The 17,442-nt window shown below is 42.7% G+C and carries 17 protein-coding genes, 1 rRNA gene and 1 pseudogene; 6 read left to right on the forward strand and 13 right to left on the reverse strand.

Annotation, left to right across the window (positions count from 1 at the left end):
• Together P150_RS0100005 and P150_RS0100010 are read right to left on the reverse strand one after the other, a co-directional pair.
• A 16S ribosomal RNA gene (locus tag P150_RS0100005) occupies positions 1-1,259 on the reverse strand; the annotation flags it as partial.
• Between the two features lie 594 nt (positions 1,260-1,853).
• The gene (locus P150_RS0100010) at positions 1,854-2,300 is read right to left on the reverse strand and encodes a hypothetical protein (RefSeq protein WP_155952879.1); all 447 of its coding nucleotides are present in this window, start codon (positions 2,298-2,300) and stop codon (positions 1,854-1,856) included.
• Between the two features lie 238 nt (positions 2,301-2,538).
• Here P150_RS0100010 and P150_RS0100015 point away from each other — a divergent pair, with 238 nt between their 5' ends.
• From P150_RS0100015 to P150_RS0100040, 6 genes and pseudogenes are all read left to right on the forward strand, one after another.
• Positions 2,539-3,150 (forward strand): master DNA invertase Mpi family serine-type recombinase, encoded by a 612-nt coding sequence (locus P150_RS0100015; RefSeq protein ID WP_028895928.1) that lies wholly within the window; start codon positions 2,539-2,541, stop codon positions 3,148-3,150.
• Between the two features lies 1 nt (position 3,151).
• Positions 3,152-3,382: pseudogene (locus tag P150_RS15535) on the forward strand (helix-turn-helix domain-containing protein); the annotation flags it as partial.
• A gap of 41 nt (positions 3,383-3,423) precedes the next feature.
• Positions 3,424-4,089 (forward strand): DUF3408 domain-containing protein, encoded by a 666-nt coding sequence (locus P150_RS18165; RefSeq protein WP_369793301.1) that lies wholly within the window; start codon positions 3,424-3,426, stop codon positions 4,087-4,089.
• A 277-nt stretch (positions 4,090-4,366) separates the two neighbouring features.
• On the forward strand, positions 4,367-4,564 hold the full coding sequence (locus P150_RS0100030; protein WP_028895929.1) for a helix-turn-helix transcriptional regulator: 198 nt from the start codon (positions 4,367-4,369) through the stop codon (positions 4,562-4,564).
• Positions 4,565-4,570: 6 nt separating this feature from the next.
• Entirely contained in the window at positions 4,571-6,484 is a 1,914-nt protein-coding gene (locus P150_RS15545; RefSeq protein WP_231477549.1) for a DEAD/DEAH box helicase family protein, read from the forward strand.
• Positions 6,485-6,568: 84 nt separating this feature from the next.
• On the forward strand, positions 6,569-7,489 hold the full coding sequence (locus tag P150_RS0100040; RefSeq protein WP_028895930.1) for an IS982 family transposase: 921 nt from the start codon (positions 6,569-6,571) through the stop codon (positions 7,487-7,489).
• A gap of 289 nt (positions 7,490-7,778) precedes the next feature.
• Here the strand turns inward: P150_RS0100040 and P150_RS0100045 are convergent, their stop codons facing one another.
• The 11 genes from P150_RS0100045 to P150_RS0100100 all read right to left on the reverse strand — a co-directional run bounded on the left by P150_RS0100045 (position 7,779) and on the right by P150_RS0100100 (position 17,437).
• On the reverse strand, positions 7,779-8,393 hold the full coding sequence (locus P150_RS0100045) for a cysteine peptidase family C39 domain-containing protein (protein WP_028895931.1): 615 nt from the start codon (positions 8,391-8,393) through the stop codon (positions 7,779-7,781).
• Positions 8,394-8,401: 8 nt separating this feature from the next.
• On the reverse strand, positions 8,402-11,014 hold the full coding sequence (locus P150_RS0100050) for a carboxypeptidase-like regulatory domain-containing protein (protein WP_081819245.1): 2,613 nt from the start codon (positions 11,012-11,014) through the stop codon (positions 8,402-8,404).
• Between the two features lie 38 nt (positions 11,015-11,052).
• Entirely contained in the window at positions 11,053-11,868 is an 816-nt protein-coding gene (locus P150_RS15550; RefSeq protein ID WP_081819246.1) for a GLPGLI family protein, read from the reverse strand.
• 37 nt (positions 11,869-11,905) lie between these two features.
• The gene (locus P150_RS0100060) at positions 11,906-12,721 is read right to left on the reverse strand and encodes a GLPGLI family protein (RefSeq protein WP_028895933.1); all 816 of its coding nucleotides are present in this window, start codon (positions 12,719-12,721) and stop codon (positions 11,906-11,908) included.
• A gap of 101 nt (positions 12,722-12,822) precedes the next feature.
• Positions 12,823-12,990 carry a hypothetical protein gene (locus P150_RS17295; RefSeq protein ID WP_155952880.1) on the reverse strand — a complete coding sequence of 56 codons (168 nt, stop codon included), beginning with the start codon at positions 12,988-12,990 and terminating at the stop codon, positions 12,823-12,825.
• A gap of 228 nt (positions 12,991-13,218) precedes the next feature.
• Positions 13,219-14,031 (reverse strand): GLPGLI family protein, encoded by an 813-nt coding sequence (locus P150_RS0100070; protein ID WP_081819247.1) that lies wholly within the window; start codon positions 14,029-14,031, stop codon positions 13,219-13,221.
• A 41-nt stretch (positions 14,032-14,072) separates the two neighbouring features.
• Entirely contained in the window at positions 14,073-14,888 is an 816-nt protein-coding gene (locus P150_RS16755) for a GLPGLI family protein (RefSeq protein ID WP_051617370.1), read from the reverse strand.
• A 101-nt stretch (positions 14,889-14,989) separates the two neighbouring features.
• Positions 14,990-15,157 (reverse strand): hypothetical protein, encoded by a 168-nt coding sequence (locus P150_RS17300; RefSeq protein ID WP_155952881.1) that lies wholly within the window; start codon positions 15,155-15,157, stop codon positions 14,990-14,992.
• Positions 15,158-15,386: 229 nt separating this feature from the next.
• Positions 15,387-16,199, reverse strand: coding sequence for a GLPGLI family protein (locus P150_RS16760; protein ID WP_051617373.1), 813 nt, complete (start codon positions 16,197-16,199; stop codon positions 15,387-15,389).
• A 101-nt stretch (positions 16,200-16,300) separates the two neighbouring features.
• The gene (locus P150_RS17305) at positions 16,301-16,462 is read right to left on the reverse strand and encodes a hypothetical protein (protein ID WP_155952882.1); all 162 of its coding nucleotides are present in this window, start codon (positions 16,460-16,462) and stop codon (positions 16,301-16,303) included.
• A 492-nt stretch (positions 16,463-16,954) separates the two neighbouring features.
• Complete coding sequence (locus P150_RS0100100) at positions 16,955-17,437, reverse strand: hypothetical protein (protein ID WP_028895935.1); 483 nt, start codon at positions 17,435-17,437, stop codon at positions 16,955-16,957.
• Positions 17,438-17,442 lie beyond the last annotated feature (5 nt).

Below are 17,442 nucleotides of genomic sequence, written 5' to 3' on the forward strand. Positions count from 1 at the left end.
CGCGCCACCGACTTTCTGTACCGGCCATTGTAACACGTGTGTAGCCCGGACGTAAGGCCGTGCTGATTTGACGTCATCCCAACCTTCCTCGCACCTTGCGGCGGCATGTCCCCAGAGTGCCCGGCATAACCCGATGGCAACTGGGAGAGGGGTTGCGCTCGTTATGGCACTTAAGCCGACACCTCACGGCACGAGCTGACGACAACCATGCAGCACCTTCACAGATGCCCCGAGGGGCGTCACCATCTCTGGATCCTTCATCTGCAATTCAAGCCCGGGTAAGGTTCCTCGCGTATCATCGAATTAAACCACATGTTCCTCCGCTTGTGCGGGCCCCCGTCAATTCTTTGAGTTTCACCGTTGCCGGCGTACTCCCCAGGTGGGATGCTTAACGCTTTCGCTTGGCCGCCGGAGCAAACACCGACAGCGGGCATCCATCGTTTACCGTGCGGACTACCAGGGTATCTAATCCTGTTCGATACCCGCACCTTCGAGCTTTAGCGTCAGTCGCACTCCCGTAAGCTGCCTTCGCGATCGGAGTTCCTCATGATATCTAAGCATTTCACCGCTACACCATGAATTCCGCCTACGTTGCGTGCACTCAAGCCAGCCAGTTCGCGCTGCAGTGCGGATGTTGAGCATCCGCATTTCACAACACGCTTGACAGGCCGCCTACACTCCCCTTTAAACCCAATAAATCCGGATAACGCCCGGACCTTCCGTATTACCGCGGCTGCTGGCACGGAATTAGCCGGTCTTATTCATGCGGTACCTGCAATAAGCCACGCGTGGCCCACTTTATCCCCGCATAAAAGCAGTTTACAACCCATAGGGCCGTCTTCCTGCACGCTACTTTGGCTGGTTCAGGCTCCCGCCCATTGACCAATATTCCTCACTGCTGCCTCCCGTAGGAGTTAGGACCGTGTCTCAGTTCCTATGTGGGGGACCTTCCTCTCAGAACCCTACTGATCGTTGCCTTGGTGGGCCGTTACCCCGCCAACGAGCTAATCAGACGCATCCCCATCCCGGTCCGATCAATCTTTAGTTCCCGTCAGATGCCCTCAGGGAACCCCATGCGGTATTAGTCCGTCTTTCGACGGGTTATCCCGCAGGCCGGGGCAGGTTGGATACGCGTTACTTCACCCGTGCGCCGGTCGACGTCCGAAGGATGCAAGCACCCAACGCCGTTTCCCCTCGACTTGCATGTGTTAAGCCTGTAGCTAGCGTTCATCCTGAGCCAGGATCAAACTCTCCACTGTAAAAATATGTGTACCGGCGGAATCCTACCGAAGTGAAAACAACGGAAGGATGCGCCGAGCTGTCTCTGTTCCAGAATGCCTATCCTATAATGAAAGTATCAAGTCCAAAAGTACCTGTTCGATATGTTCGGTGTGATGTGTAATGGGAAATGGGAAATGTGTGATGGGAAATATGAAATTTCGCAAGGACACAGAACCACAAGACCACAGGGCACACACACCGGAATTGATAAGGTTCGTTTCTTATACCCGTCCGCTAAAAAAGCGGACGCTTCTTGTACTACTACTCTGTATTATGTAAATCTATTCAAAGAACTCTTTCTTAATCGGCGCAAACTCTTTTCCGAGTTTCGCCCGGCTCATCGTTTAAAACAAAGTTATTGTGTTATCGGAAAAGCGAGTGCAAAGGTAAGGCATTTTCGGTACACTCCAAACTTTTCCAAATATTTTTTTATAAAAAGTTTCATTTTTCCCCAAAACACGACATTCTGAAGCGGAAAACCGACTATTTGGAGGTTTTATCAAGTTCAGGACAAAGCAGAATGCAGAGAGGCAGACCCGACTGAACCAAGCTATAAATATAGAGAAAAACTGTTATGAACGTCTTGCTTCGTAAATTTTCTTTGTATAATAAGCGCAAATAATTAAGATAATCATCAAGAGGATGTAAATTATCATATTATATAATGGCAATATCTGGGAATCTGCGGCTACGACATACAAGAAAGCAAGCGTTATAAAAAACGTTACCCAAGCTATCAGATTCTTAATTAATGAACGGGTTGCAGAAATATTCACAATTCGGAACGGCATATTGATAATTGCATTCCTTTGACAATAGACCATCAACGCATAGACGAAAAGGGAAATCCCTGACAAAAGCAACACCAGCCAAGTATGGCTATATCTCTCCATTTCGCCGATAGAATTCCAATGCAAGGGAACGAAAGAGATTTTCGTTCCGAAATAGAACCACAACGCCACAACAACATTCGCCACCATAAACAATGCTGAACAGGTATTCAATATTTTTCTCATCATCTTTTCAATTTTCCTTCCACCTTAATTATATAACAGTATCGGATTTCCGATATCTTTAATTGCAGGGATAACCCATCCTCTGTTTATATATCAGGGCAGAATGCCTTGATTATTTAAAAAATACAAAGATACAAAAAATAATTTAGTGAATATCTCGGAAAAAATATAATCTTTTAATTTCAGGAGAAGATTCCCCGTTCATATATGTATTACCTTAACTTTTATAAACAATACAAATATGATATACGGTTACATTAGAGTGAGTAGCGACAAACAAACAGTAGAAAATCAACGCTTCGAAATCACAAACTTTTGTGAGAAAGAACGGCTGTCAATAGACGACTGGATCGAAGAAACCATCAGTGGAACTAAAAATTATAGCAAACGTCAGCTAGGTAAATTACTAAAAAAAGTGGGCAAAGATGATATTATCATTTGCAGCGAATTGTCCCGACTTGGGCGTAACTTATTTATGATAATGGAAATTCTCAATATATGTATGACCAAGGAGTGTCGTGTCTGGACAATCAAGGACAACTACCGTCTGGGCGATGACATTCAGAGCAAAGTCCTTGCCTTTGCTTTTGGCCTGTCTGCTGAAATTGAACGCAATCTGATCAGTCAACGCACGAAAGAGGCATTAGCACGAAAAAAGGCAGAAGGAATCGTGCTCGGTCGCCCCAAAGGGCGGAGGAGTTCACCCGAAAAATACAAATTATTCGGTAAGGAAGTGCTTATATCGGAATTGTTGAAAAGTGGAATCTCCAAACGGAAAATATCAAAAATTTGCAAAGTGGACAGGAATACCCTTGCACGATTTATTGAACTTAATAAATTGATGGTAAATTAATGAGCGATATTGTGCTACTGCTCGCCCAATGTTGGGTGGAGAAGTTTACCTTACAGGCGAGGAGGTTTGCAGCCTATTACGGTTGAGCACACGTACACTTCAGGAGAATCGGGACAATGGCACGATTGCATACTGCAAAATCGGGGGCAAGGTACTCTATAAGCAAAGCGACATTCAAGCCATGCTTGAAAGACACTATTACCCAACACCCAAGAAGCCATGCCGAGCATAGATGAAAAGAGAAGAGCCATTTTAGAGCAAGCCATCAAGGATATGGGAAATTATGGCGTTAAACTCCGCAAGCCCGAAGACCATCCTTTTTATGACCAACCCGATGATTATGAAGAAGAGAAGAAAAAGTTCGAGCCCATTCAAGTGGAGGAAACAGAAGAGAGTGAGAGCCACGAGGAGATTTCCCAAACATCATATCAAGAGACGGATTTGTCTTCAATGGACAAATCAGCCTCTGTGGAAGCAACTCATCAGCGAGTGGGAAAATCCAAGGTCAGAAAGCGTTTAGCCGACTTTCAGGGCAAATACCTCCAACCACTTCATATTAGCCATCGCAAAGCCGTATATGTTTCAGAAGAAACACAAAAGCGGCTGGGCTATGTCGTGCGGAAAATTGGCGAGCATGGAGCGAGTATTTCGGGCTATGTGGAGATTTGCGATTTCCGCACGGCAAAGGACATCGGTATCGATCGCCCCGAGAAAAACGAGATACTGCACAACATACCGCCAACGCCGGAGCAGGAGGAGTTCATCGGCAAGCTGATGGAGTTCGCCAAGACGGGTAATGCCACACTCTTGGGACGTGCGCCGCTCAGCGAGAGCGAGGAAAAGGCAAAGATGCTTATCGCCACAGACTATGCCCGGAAAAAAAATCAAGAAATATGTATTTTCCAGATAACCAATAGGATAAGGAAGAATAAAGGATAAAAGGGTTACGAGTTGGAAACGAGCGAGTTTCTTTCCCTTTCTTTATTCTGCAATACCTCAAAGACCACATTGTTCTATGTTGCAAAGATAATGATTCTTTTATGAAAAGCAGTAGGAATTGGAGAAAAAATACTTGTTGCACTGTGTTTTTACTTTCTCACAACTTCGAACAGATAAAAAGACAGCACAATACCACAAATATAGCACAGAATAAGCGATTTAGTGAAATTGAATTGTTATCTTTGCACTTGATAATTGTTAATCAAAGGCTTGGAAGATGAGACTGAACAGAATAAAACTCGTGCTTGTGGAAAAAGAAGTTTCCCAGACGCAATTGGCAAAGGACTTAGGTAAAAGTTTCAGCACAATCAATGCGTATTGTAGCAATCGCAAACAGCCCTCCTTGGACTTGCTGAATAAAATAGCAGAATATCTATCCGTGAATATCAAGGACTTAATTGTCGATAATAAGTAAGCAGGCATGGAAGAAAAAATATCAAAGTCAGCTTTCTGCGAAGACAGCAGAGTAAAATTTCCAACTCTTATGCACCTTATGGGCATGGGATTCAAGTATGTTTCTCTTAAAGGCCTGAAAACAAAGTATGTCATAGCTCCTAAGACGGAGTTTGACCCTCTCACGAATATTCTGACAGACTATTTCACGGAAGCCTATAATAAGCTCAATCCAAATGTAGAAAACGAAGCGGCAGGAAAGCTACTTGCAAAGATACAGTCTTCACTAATGAATGACGATTTGGGACGACAATTCTATAATGAAATCCTGCTTAATACAGGCGAGAGAATCATAGATTTGTCCTCACCTGCAAATTTCTACAAGAACAATACTTTCCAAGTAACTACTGAAATGACATGTGGCGATAAGGATAATGACAACTATCGCCCAGACATTACGCTTTTTGTTAATGGGTTACCTTTGGCTTTTATCGAAGTAAAGAAAGAAAACAATCACAAAGGAATACTGGCGGAAACCGACCGTATGAAACAACGCTTCGTAAATCCCAAATACAGGCGTTTTCTTAACCTTACCCAAATTATGGTATTCAGCAACGATATGGAATACGACAACAACGAGGTAACTCCAACTATCGGTGCTTTTTATGCCACAATCGGTAAGAAAAACACCAAATACAACTGTTTCCGTGAGGAAGGACAGGATAGTTTCCCCATAGAACGGCATATTCGGCAAGTGACCCTGCAAGAGGAGGAAATCCTGTTGCGTGATAGCAATGTGCCTCAATACAAGAACAGCAGTGAGTACAAAACAAATTGCCTTGCCAATACCCCAACCAAGCGTATGTGCGACAGTCTGTTCTCTTTCAATCGTTTCCACTTTCTGTTGAAATACGGCATTGCCTATGTGGATTACACAAATGGACTCCAAAAGCATATCATGCGCTATCCGCAACTGTTTGCGACCAAAGCCATTGAACGCCATTTGGAGGCTGGAAAGACAAAGGGCATTATTTGGCACACGCAAGGAAGCGGCAAGACAGCCTTGTCTTTTTACAACGTAAAGTATCTGACGGACTATTATTCCTCGAAAGGGATTGTTCCCCAATTCTTTTTCATTGTTGACCGTTTGGATTTGATGATACAAGCCCAAAGAGAGTTCTCGTATAGAGGATTGAAAGTCAATTCGGTGCAGACAAAAGATGATTTTGCAAAGATTATCAGCAGTGGACTGACCACACAGAACAGAGAGGGCAAGCCTGAGATAACCGTTGTGAACATACAGAAGTTTTCCAATGACTCAAAGGCTTTGCCAAAGAACGCCTATAATGTACCTGTGCAGCGCATCTACTTTATTGATGAAGCACACCGAAATTACAGTCCAGATGGCTGTTTCTTGAAAAATCTTATTTCCAGCGACAGCAATGCTGTGAAAATAGCTTTGACGGGTACGCCCATTATCAGCAAGGAATACAACACGAAGAACATTTTCGGAGATTATATACACACTTATTTTTACAATGCTTCCATCGCAGACGGATACACACGTCGCCTGATACGAGAAGATATTGGCTCCAATTACAAAATCAGGTTGCAGGAGGCTTTGAACAGCATTCGCGTAAAGGCTCATAGCGTTAAGGAAAGCGATGTATATGCACACAGAACATACGTCCAGCCACTCCTTGACTATGTGATAAATGACTTGCAGCAGTTTCGTATCAAAAACGAAGACAACACTTTGGGCGGCATGGTGGTATGCAACAGCAAGGAGCAGGCACAAATGATGTACAGGCTTTTCCTTGAAAAGTATGCCGATGAAACCGAACTTGACAATGAAAGAGACGAGGATGGAGCAACGGTATATCGCAGTATTACCGCAGGAGAAATGGAAGTCAAGAAGAAACCTTACGCCAGTTCGGGATAAGAAAGTTGTTGAAAATGTTGGTAATCTCGCTTATTTTTTGTAACTTTACAGTTGAACATCAATTAATTACAAACAATATAAGCGATGATTACCGAAGACAAAGTTATAGAAATTTTCTGTGTTATTGATGAGTTTTGCAAGAGTTTAGGCGCAGAATTGAATAAAAACCTTCAAATAGCTCCCACAGACGAAGGCTACAAGCATGTCAGACACCGTAAGGGGCGTATGTGTGAAAGTGAGATTATGACCATTTTGCTATGCTGCCATTTTGGGACTTTCCGAAACTTCAAACATTATTATCTGTTCTTTGTGAAAGTTCATCTTGCCCAATGTTTTCCCACCGCAGTATCCTACAATCGCTTTGTGGAACTTATGCCTCGGGAGTTCTTTACAATGCTTACTTTTATGAAACTTTACGCCTTTGGCAAATGCACGGGAATCAGCTTTGTCGATAGTACTATGATACCTGTATGCCATAATGTAAGAAGATATTTCAATAGGTTTTTTGAGGGCTTTGCCAAGAGCGGAAAGGGTACAATGGGATGGTGCCATGGCTTCAAACTGCATCTGCTTTGCAATGACACAGGAGAGATCATAACATTCTGTCTTACACCTGCCAACGTGGCCGACAGAGATCAAAGGGTATGGTCTGTTTTCACAAAAGTGCTCTATGGAAAAGTATTCGCAGACAGGGGATATATCAAGCGGGAACTCTTTGAGGGACTCTTTGAGCAGGGAATACATCTTGTACACGGACTGAAAGCAAAGATGAAAAACAAACTTATGCCTGTGTATGATAAAATCATGCTACGAAAGAGATATATAATAGAGTGTATAAATGAGTTATTGAAAAACAAGGCAAACCTTGTACATTCAAGACACAGGTCGATACATAATTTCATCATGAACTTATGCTCGGCATTGGCGGCGTATTGTTTCTTTGAAAATAAACCGGATGGGCTGTCAGTATATTTGGAAGATAAAAGACAACTGGAACTTTTTTAAGATTTATTATCCCGAACTGGCGTAAATAATGATTATATGGAATAAAATAGCACTTTATTTTTTATAAAACACCAATAAAAAAGAGCAGATTCCCTGCCCTCACTATTTCCCTCATTGGTCTATGTAAGCCTTCTGTAAACCAATGTAAACCTCTCGTAAATCCTATGAGCCTCAACAAGCCCCAGATGTAAACCGAAATTAAACCAATGTAAACGTTTCGTTTTACAGGCGCATATTCTATCTATACGCATAACTCTTTGAAACATAAAGCAATAAGCCGTTTTTGTCCTCAACTCATTTTATACGCTTCGTTCTGTGCCCCATAGAAGGGCAGTATGAGTTGCAACAGACTTCCTACAAGCAGTCCCAAAACTATTTGCCCGAAATACTTGTGGTACTTCCTTATGTATCTGAACAGGAACTTGAATGAACGCCCATCTCTTGTGTCATCTTCGGCAATGTTGTTAGTATAGAACTCCGGTGTGGGTTCGAGAAACATTGCTATGCCTTTTTCTTCTCCATTGTTTTTCGTGCTTATCCAGTGCTTCTTGAATTCCTCAAAATCGTATTTCACGAGTCCCTTTCCAGGGTCGGCGATGTAGAACGTCTTTCCCTTCTTTACCTTATAGAGTACTACGAAATGGTTTTGGTTCCAATGAAGAATACAGGGGACGTTTTCACGATTTAATTCTTCAACTTCTGCTAATCCACATTTATTATTTAGTCCTATTTTAGTTGCTGATTTACTGATTGCCGCAAGTGAAACCCCTTCTTTACTCTCAGGGCACAATGATGATAGAAAGACGGTGGAGTATTTCTTGCCGTGGTGTTTGCATATCATTTGCAGACACGCAATTCCACATTGCATAGCATCATGCTGTTTTGTCAGAGGAAACTTTCTCATACTTGAATTTAGAAATGAAAGAACACAGATGCCCAGATGTTTCTTGGTCGCAGTTCGTATTCCTGTCTCATTTGCATAAGGTCTGTGTAATGGGTGTAGGAATAGGTTTTTTGGTTGAAGAGATTGCGCACGTTAAGGCTCAGTTCTACACCGTTTGCAAAGGTGTAAGCTGTGGAAATATCGGCAAGGAAGAGTTTTCTTCGGGTATCATCGGACAACTGATTGCTGTAATGTTCCCCAGAGAGTTTGAGCATCCACGCTTTTGTGATGTTGAAATTGCAGACAATACGCTGAGAAAGGCTGTTGGATGAGGATTTCACGTTTGCATCTTTCAGTTTCATTGCCTCGTTGGTGGAAGTCAGCTCATAGTTGATGCCGAGCCATTCAAAGGGGTGGATGTTGAATTTTGCCGTGATATTCCAGAGATAGGATTGATAATGGGACAGTCCGGCGTTCTGCACCAATGCGCCGTTGATGCCCATATAGTCGGTGGAAAGGCTTGCCATACCCCGGAGAAGGTCAATACCTTTGCTCACTCTCGCACCTGCCATCCAACTGTTTGAATGGTTTTTCCGTGCGAGATAGGAGTTGAGAATGTAATCGCCTGCAAATCTTCGGGATTTGGTCAGCGCATTCTCGTTCCACGAACGCGTTATGTAGGCATTGGCAAAGAGCGTGTTCAAGGGCTGCTTGTAATAGAAAGACAATGAGAGCGACTTGCGGTGCTCATTGTCATAGTTCACGAATCCCGTGTTCAGATTCCGATAATCGCCGAGTATCAGACCATTATAGAAGTTCTGCTCATTGAGGTCGTTCTGGGCGAAACTTCCCGAAAGCGACATTTTTATTTTGGAGGAGAACTGATACTGCACATAGATGTTGGGCGAAACCATTATCCGGTGATGATTGTCGGAAGTCTGGGAAAGCCTGTCCTTGAAGAAGTAGGGCGTATAGTTTACCGGCAAAGCCAGTTTTATTTCCCATCCTCCACTGCTGAATTCGGCTTCAGGTGAGACATAGGCACGGAGATAAGTCATACCTATACTGTTTTCCATCACACCCAATGAATCAGGAACACCCTCAAGTCTGCTCTTCATACTGCGGCTCAATGCAACCAGTCCCAACTTCATCGACACCATAAAGGGTTTGAGGTAATATCCCAGCGAAGTGGTATTGTTGCTGAAAAAGGCATTGGAGCGCACGCTCTGATGCTGCGTTCCGTCAGGGCGTTCCACCTGTAAGGTGTGAGGACTGGACAGATACGCATTATAGGAATTGAATGTAAAGGTATGCCTGCCGTTTCTCCTTAGCAACTCGAACTTGTCGTGAACCTTGTACGCGGGCTGATTGGCAGTCTGAACATTAGGATAAGTTCCTTTCATATTTATATGGGTATCATTCCATTGCAAGTCGGTAGAGAGGGTATTGGAAAGATAAAGTTTGTTGCTGTTCGTGGTCAGCACGATGCTTGCTGAAAGTTTGTTTTGCTTGGTCTTGGCCGCTTGGCTGTCGTCCGTGGCAATGATACTGTCGTTGAGGAAGTATGAAGTCTGCGAATGCGAGGCCGACACCAGTCTGTCGCGGGAATAAATCAGTTGCGTGGAAAGGTCGGTGTTCTTTCCCACTCCCCAGAGATTGTTCATCGAGACAGTATGCGTCTGATTCCTGCGCACACGATTCTCACTGATTTCCATCAGTCTGTCGGGTGTCGCATCGATATAGTTTTTTAATGAATAGTTGTGGCTCAGGAAACCACTCCCGATATCATCTATCAGCACCGTGTTGTCTTTTGTAACGTCTGTTCCTATGTTGTTGCTCTTCAGTGTGTTCAGCAGTTGTGCCTTCTTGGAGAACCGCATCAGCGTTGTTTCGCCTTCCCATACGTTCGGACGGAATCCGCCCCCTGCCTTTACAGTTCCCACGAGCCGGCTCTTGGCAGCCTCTTTGAGTTTGATGTTGATAGCCGGACTTTCCGAAAATGAAATGTCGTCAAGGGCTTTGACAGGCTGATGGTTCTGCAAAACTTCCACCGATGCCACGTCTGTCTGATGAATATTGGTCGTGGCGAGATTGTAGCGGCCTCCGAGCATATCGCGGCCTTCGATATAGAATTTGTTGAGAGTCTTGCCGTTGTGTTTTATCTCTCCACTTTCAGACACTTCTATGCCCGGCATCTTCTTCAGTACGTCTGCCAGCGACTTGTCATTGCCATCGGCAAAACTTGCCACGTTGTAGGTCAGCGTGTCGCCACGCTGACGGATGCTCGGGGCTTTTACTATGACTTCTTTCAGTTCGGTGGGCTTCTCCGTCATCGTCTTGTCGTATTGTGTCTGTCCTTCCGAAAGAGAGACTGTTTCCGTGGCATATCCCATCAGGGAGAATTGCAGTTCGTAGCCTTTCAGGGGCGAGGATACCTGTATTTTGTAGCTGCCGTCTGCCTGTGTCTGTGCGAACTTCAAGATACGATTATTATCCTTTTGCTTCAACTTTACCATAACCCCTGCCAATGGTTGCCCTGTTTTCTGTAAACGCACAGTTCCTGTGAGCATTGTTTGTGCGTGTGAATGCAACGCAATCATACTCAATAGTGCAAATGTGATGTATCGTAAAAGTGCTTTCATATTGTGTGTTCCTGTTATCTTTTATTATTATGGTGGAATCATTCCGTTTCCAGAGGTTGAAAGGTCAAAACCTTGCGAGAGGAATTTGGGTCGAGGTCTATACCCGTTTCGAGTTTAATCATTCCTGTCATATTTTCAAGATACTGCCTTTGCATCTTGAGAAAACTTTTGCGGTTTGTCTTTTCAAATTTCTTAGTGCCTACATACGCCTTGCTCATCACGATGGGCATATCCTTTACCTTTCGTATTCCCACGAGCGTGAAGTGATGATAGGCCTTTGTATCGTATGCCTCCATAATGATTCCCGGCAGTCCGTGCAGTTTCCAAGGTCCGTCGCTGACGGGCACGTCGGGAGCGAACCACGCCGTCCAGTAATGTCCGCGATAGTTGCACGTGGCCATCTGCACGGTATAGTTCAGTATAGTTTTGGTGGAGTCGCTGATCGTCCAGTCAATATTGTTCAGCGAGTCGGTGTAGATATAGTCCTGCATCGTCAAACCGTCAGTAACAGTCATTTTCCCTTCAGGAAGATTTTTATAGACATAGGCTTTCATACGCTTATGCCGTGGCTGTACGCCTGTCCTTAGGAGTTCTTTAAATTCTGCATCAAAAATTTCGCGACGCTTAGGATTCTCTTGTAAAGAATCAACCTGAATGCTATGGTAACTGGCACATTTTGACAGTTTCGGTCCTACCAGCAGTATGAGTCTGTCGTCCTCTCCCATTATTTTCTTCAGACTATCCTTTACATATATATATTGATACTGACACTCCAAATTGGCATTATCAAGTTTCTTCTGTGCTGAGACATTGCAGCATGCACATAGGAGTAATAGCATTAAAATCTGTTTCATAGATATTTGGTTATATTTATCTGCTAAAATGGTGTTCTTATTCCGTTTCCAGAGGTTGGAAAGTCAATATCTTTGGGGAGGAATTGGGGGCAAGGTCAATGCCCGTTTCGAGCCTGATTATTCCGGTCGTATCTTCATAATACTGTCTTTCCATCTTGATGAATTTCTGTCTGCTTACCTTTTCATACTTCTTGGTGCCTACATAGGTTTTGCTCATCACGATGGGCATATCCTTTACCTTTCGTATTCCCACGAGTGTGAAGTGATGATAAGCCTTTGTGTCGTATGCCTCCATTATGAGTCCTGGCAGTCCGTGCAGTTTCCAAGGTCCGTCGCTGACGGGCACGTCAGGGGCAAACCACGCCGTCCAGTGGTGTCCCCGATAGTCGCACGTAGCCATCTGCACGGTGTAGTTCAGTATCGTTTTGGTGGAATCGCTGATCGTCCAGTCAATATTATTCAGCGAGTCGGTGTAGATATAATCCTGTAAGAGCATTCCGTCAGTAACGGTCATTTTCCCTTCAGGAAGATTTTTATAGATGTATGCCTTCATACGCTTATGTGGTGGCAGTACACCTGTTTTTAAAAATTCTTTAAATCTTGCATCAAAAATTTCACGGTGTTTGGGATTTTCTTGTAAAGAATCAATCTGAAGGCTATAATAACTATAACATTTTGACAGCTTTGATCCTACCAGCAGCACGAGTCTGTCGTCCTCTCCCATTATTTTTTTCAGAGTATCCTCTACATATATATATTGATACTGACACTCCAGATTGGCAGCGTCAAGTTTCTTCTGTGCAGTTACAACAGATGATATTAATACAAAAAAAATGGTCCAAATGTATTTCATATATGAATTAAAGATAATTATGTACTTCCAAATAAAAAAGACTAAACGTATTGAAGCGTTTTACAGGTGGATACTTTTTGCAAATATCCACCCATAATAGTTTAGTGATTTACACAGTGAGTGTTGTAACCAACAGTCCAACCTGCCAGTTCATTTTCTTTCATTTTCCCTTTCTTGCTTTCCATAATTTGGCGAAGGCTTTCGCAATACTCTTCTCTGGAAACACCTCCGAAGATGTTTTCCAATTCTTCAATTTTTAATTTTTCCATGTCCTTGGTTATTTATTAATGTTAAAAAATGGCCAACCAATAATACCCTTATCCGCGGTTGGGGCTTTCTTGCGTTTAAAGAGGCAGGCCTTACCTCTCCATAGATAGCAAATTGGAGGATTGGCAACTTCTTCGCCTTTGACATCTATGTTTTGTTTTTATCTATTACATCGGATATATCAGCTATTTTGTGTTCATATTATAATGTTCGTATCTTTATTTCTATATTTACTCCGTTTCCAGAGGTTGGAAGGTTAATATCTTGTGTGAGGAATTTGGGTCGAGGTCAATGCCTGTTTCGAGTTTAATCATTCCTGTCATATTTTCAAGATACTGCCTTTGCATCTTGAGGAAACTTTTCCGGTTTGTCTTTTCAAATTTGTTGGTGCCTACATAGGTTTTGCTCATCACGATGGGCATATCCTTTACCTTTCGTATTCCCACGAGTGTGAAGTGATGATAAGCCTTTGTGTCGTATGCCTCCATTATGAGTCCCGGCAGTCCGTGCAGTTTCCAAGGTCCGTCGCTGACGGGCACGTCGAGAGCGAACCACGCCGTCCAGTGGTGTCCCCGATAGTCGCACGTAGCCATCTGCACGGTATAGTTCAGGATAGTTTTGGTGGAGTCGCTGATTGTCCATTCAATATTGTTCAGTGAGTCGGTGTAGATATAGTCTTGCTCTGTCAGCCCATCGGTAACTGTCATTTGTTTTTCGGGATAGTTTTTATATACATACGTTTTCATACGTTTGTGTGGTGGGTCTACATTGCTGGTAAGAGCCTGATTAATGCCTGCACTCACAATTTCAAACCAGTTTGGTTTCGAGAAAGTTGTGTCCATCTGCATACTGTAATAGCTGTAACACTTAGAGACCTTTGCTCCGATTAGCAATACCAATCTGTCGTCTTTCGTGCTTCCTTTTAAAGTATCGTTCTGATAGACATAGTTGTATTGGCACTCCAGCTTGGCATCATCAAGTTTCTTCTGTGCTGCGACATTGCAGCATACGGACAGGAGTAACAGCATTAAAATCTGTTTCATAGATATTTGGTTATATTTTTTTATCCGCCATAATGGTATTCTTATTCCGTTTCCAGAGGTTGGAAGGTCAAAACCTTACGAGAGGAATTAGGGTCGAGGTCAATGCCCGTTTCGAGCCTGATCATTCCGGTCGTATCTTCATAATACTGTCTTTCCATCTTGATGAATTTCTGTCTGCTTACCTTTTCATACTTCTTGGTGCCTACATAGGTTTTGCTCATCACGATGGGTATATCCTTTACCTTTCGTATTCCCATGAGTGTGAAGTGATGATAGGCCTTAGTGTCGTATGCCTCCATTATGAGTCCTGGCAGTCCGTGCAGTTTCCAAGGTCCGTCGCTGACGGGCACGTCAGGAGCGAACCACGCCGTCCAGTGGTGTCCCCGGTAGTCGCACGTGGCCATCTGCACGGTGTAGTTCAGTATCGTTTTGGTGGAATCGCTGATCGTCCAGTCAATATTATTCAGCGAGTCGGTGTAGATATAGTCCTGCAGCGTCATTCCGTCAGTAACGGTCATTTTCCCCTCAGGAAGATTTTTATAGACATAGGTCTTCATACGCTTATGCCGTGGCCGTACACCTGTTTTTAAAAACTCCATAATTTCTGCCTCATAGATTTCATTGCCCTTGGGATTCTCTTCTAAAGAATCAATCTGAAGACTGTAATAACTGGCACATTTTGACAGTTTCGGTCCTACCAGCAGTATGAGTCTGTCGTCCTCTCCCATTATTTTTTTCAGAGTATCCTTTACATATATATATTGATACTGACACTCCAGATTGGCAGCGTCAAGTTTCTTCTGTGCAGTTACAACAGATGATATTAATACAAAAAAAATGGTCCAAATGTATTTCATATATGATTTAAAGATAATTATGTACTTCCAAATAGAAAAGACTAAACGTATTGAAACGTTTTACAGATGGATGCTTTTTGCAAATATCCACCCATAATAGTTTAGTGATTTACACAGTGAGTGTTGTAACCAACAGTCCAACCTGCAAGTTCGTTTTCTTCCATTTCACCTTTCCTTGATTTCATAATTTGGCGAAGGCTCTCGCAATACTCTTCTCTGGAAACACCTCCGAAGATGTTTTCCAATTCTTCAATTTTTAATTTTTCCATGTCCTTGGTTATTTATTAATGTTTTAAAATAGCCTGCCAATAATACCCTTATCCGCGGTTGAGGCTTTCTTGTGTTTAGAGAGGGCAGGCCTTACCTCTTCATAGATAGCAAATTGGAGGATTAGCAACTTCTTCTCCTTTGACATCTATGTTTTGTTTTTATCTACTACATCGGATATATCAGCTATTTTGTGTTCATATTATAATGTTCGTATCTTTATTTCTATATTTACTCCGTTTCCAGAGGTTGGAAGGTTAACACCCTGCGAGAGGAATTTGGGTCGAGGTCTATACCTGTTTCGAGTTTAATCATTCCTGTCATATTTTCAAGATACTGCCTTTGCATCTTGAGGAAACTTTTCCGGTTTGTCTTTTCAAATTTGTTGGTGCCTACATAGGTTTTGCTCATCACGATGGGCATATCCTTTACCTTTCGTATTCCCACAAGCGTGAAGTGATGATATGCCTTTGTATCGTATGCCTCCATTATGAGTCCCGGCAGTCCGTGCAGTTTCCAAGGTCCGTCGCTGACGGGCACGTCAGGAGCGAACCACGCCGTCCAGTGGTGTCCCCGATAGTCGCACGTAGCCATCTGCACGGTATAGTTCAGGATAGTTTTAGTAGAATCGCTAACAGACCAGTCAATATTGTTCAGCGAATCCGTATAGATATAGTCCTGCAGCATCAATCCGTCGGTAACTGTCATTTTTCCCTCGGGATAATTCTTATAGGTGTAGGCTTTCATACGCTTATGCCGTGGCCGTACACCTGTTCTTAGAAATTCTTTAACTTCTTGAAGATAAATTTTATTACCATTAGGATTTTCTTCTAACGAATCGATTTGAAGGCTATGGTAACTATAACATTTAGAAATTTTTGCTCCGATTAGCAATACTAATCTGTCGTCTTTCGTGCTTCCTTTTAAAGTATCGTTCTGATAGACATAGTAGTATTGGCACTCCAGCTTGGCATCATCAAGTTTCTTCTGTGCAGTTGCAACAGATGCTATCAATACAAAAAGTGTAGTCCAAATGTATTTCATATATGATTTAAAGATAATTATGTACTTTCAAATAGAAAAGACTAAACATATTGGCACATTTTACAGGTGGATATTCTTTGCAAATATCCACCCATAGTTGTTTAAAGGTCTATGCAGTGGGTTTTAAAGCCAATAGACCAACCTTCAAGTGCTTTGCCTGAAAGTTGATTGTCTTTTAAAATTTTGAGGAGCAGTTCGCAATACTCTTCTCTGGAAACACCTCCGAAGATGTTTTCCAATTCTTCAATTTTTAATTTTTCCATGTTTTTGTTGTTTATTAATGTTAAAAAAAGTCTGCCAATAACGTCCTTAACCGGTTTGGGGACTTCTTGCCTTTAAAGAGGTTAGACCTTGCCCTTTATATAGATAACAAATTAAAAGGTTAGCTACTTCTTTGTCCTTGATATCTATTATTTTATTCTCATCTACTATGTTTGATATACATAGGTAATATATCAGCTATTTTACATTCATCGAGCAATTATATAATTGTAGATAAACACAGAAGATTGCTACAAAGGTAAAGAATAATAAATAAAATGCCAAAGAAAATGAGAACACTTAGTACACAGCAGTATAAAAAGTTTGTATATCGTTGGTTATAATAGGTTTATGGATAACTGTTTACTCAGTACACAGCAGGCTAAATGCTTCTGATACGCTTGTCCAATCCATTTGTTCCCTCGGTGTTGAATAGTTTTTTATTGAGTGTGCGGCGCAAATTCGTTACGCGCTGCTTGGTTATATTCAGCATATCACTTGGAATAGAATAGTCTCTGCATCATCCTTTCCAACACAGTCCTGTTGGATATGAGTATGCTTGCCGTGCCTGCCATCCCCTTCTTCATCCTGTACTTCTCTGCTCGGATGGCGATAGTTGCTGTAAAGATGTTTCCATTCTTTCTCATCTTGGGCGTCGTGTCGGTGCTCACAATCTCCCCTTCTTTGTATCCGAAGTCTTCAGCATTGTATCCCTCGAATGCCACGCTTGCTTTCATCCCCGGCTTTATGTCGTTCACATACCGGTAGGGGACAGACAGAATCGCCTGATTCTCGTCCAATGCCACGATACTGGCATTGACGGTTTCGGGCCATGACAGGGTAGAGATTGCCGCAAGCAGCCCTATTACCGTCAGCGCGATGCAGAGGATGCCATATCTCACTACTGTTGGGGGAATCTCTCCTATGATATTCCTTACCTTTTCACTTCTCAGTTCAATCTTGTCGTTCTTTTCCATATTGC

The sequence above is a fragment of the Prevotella sp. HUN102 genome (genome assembly GCF_000688375.1).
Lineage (GTDB): Bacteria > Bacteroidota > Bacteroidia > Bacteroidales > Bacteroidaceae > Prevotella.

What these genes read in the sequence shown, in the direction of transcription:
- P150_RS18165 (WP_369793301.1), top strand. Translation starts at nt 3,424, where the DNA reads ATGGGAAATTATGGCGTTAAACTCCGCAAGCCCGAAGACCATCCTTTT.
- P150_RS0100015 (WP_028895928.1), top strand. Translation starts at nt 2,539, where the DNA reads ATGATATACGGTTACATTAGAGTGAGTAGCGACAAACAAACAGTAGAA.
- P150_RS0100100 (WP_028895935.1), bottom strand. Translation starts at nt 17,437, where the DNA reads ATGGAAAAGAACGACAAGATTGAACTGAGAAGTGAAAAGGTAAGGAAT.
- P150_RS0100050 (WP_081819245.1), bottom strand. Translation starts at nt 11,014, where the DNA reads ATGAAAGCACTTTTACGATACATCACATTTGCACTATTGAGTATGATT.
- P150_RS0100010 (WP_155952879.1), bottom strand. Translation starts at nt 2,300, where the DNA reads ATGATGAGAAAAATATTGAATACCTGTTCAGCATTGTTTATGGTGGCG.
- P150_RS0100040 (WP_028895930.1), top strand. Translation starts at nt 6,569, where the DNA reads ATGATTACCGAAGACAAAGTTATAGAAATTTTCTGTGTTATTGATGAG.
- P150_RS17300 (WP_155952881.1), bottom strand. Translation starts at nt 15,157, where the DNA reads ATGGAAAAATTAAAAATTGAAGAATTGGAAAACATCTTCGGAGGTGTT.
- P150_RS17305 (WP_155952882.1), bottom strand. Translation starts at nt 16,462, where the DNA reads ATGGAAAAATTAAAAATTGAAGAATTGGAAAACATCTTCGGAGGTGTT.
- P150_RS15550 (WP_081819246.1), bottom strand. Translation starts at nt 11,868, where the DNA reads ATGAAACAGATTTTAATGCTATTACTCCTATGTGCATGCTGCAATGTC.
- P150_RS0100070 (WP_081819247.1), bottom strand. Translation starts at nt 14,031, where the DNA reads ATGAAACAGATTTTAATGCTGTTACTCCTGTCCGTATGCTGCAATGTC.
- P150_RS0100030 (WP_028895929.1), top strand. Translation starts at nt 4,367, where the DNA reads ATGAGACTGAACAGAATAAAACTCGTGCTTGTGGAAAAAGAAGTTTCC.
- P150_RS16760 (WP_051617373.1), bottom strand. Translation starts at nt 16,199, where the DNA reads ATGAAATACATTTGGACTACACTTTTTGTATTGATAGCATCTGTTGCA.
- P150_RS16755 (WP_051617370.1), bottom strand. Translation starts at nt 14,888, where the DNA reads ATGAAATACATTTGGACCATTTTTTTTGTATTAATATCATCTGTTGTA.
- P150_RS0100045 (WP_028895931.1), bottom strand. Translation starts at nt 8,393, where the DNA reads ATGAGAAAGTTTCCTCTGACAAAACAGCATGATGCTATGCAATGTGGA.
- P150_RS0100060 (WP_028895933.1), bottom strand. Translation starts at nt 12,721, where the DNA reads ATGAAATACATTTGGACCATTTTTTTTGTATTAATATCATCTGTTGTA.
- P150_RS17295 (WP_155952880.1), bottom strand. Translation starts at nt 12,990, where the DNA reads ATGGAAAAATTAAAAATTGAAGAATTGGAAAACATCTTCGGAGGTGTT.
- P150_RS15545 (WP_231477549.1), top strand. Translation starts at nt 4,571, where the DNA reads ATGGAAGAAAAAATATCAAAGTCAGCTTTCTGCGAAGACAGCAGAGTA.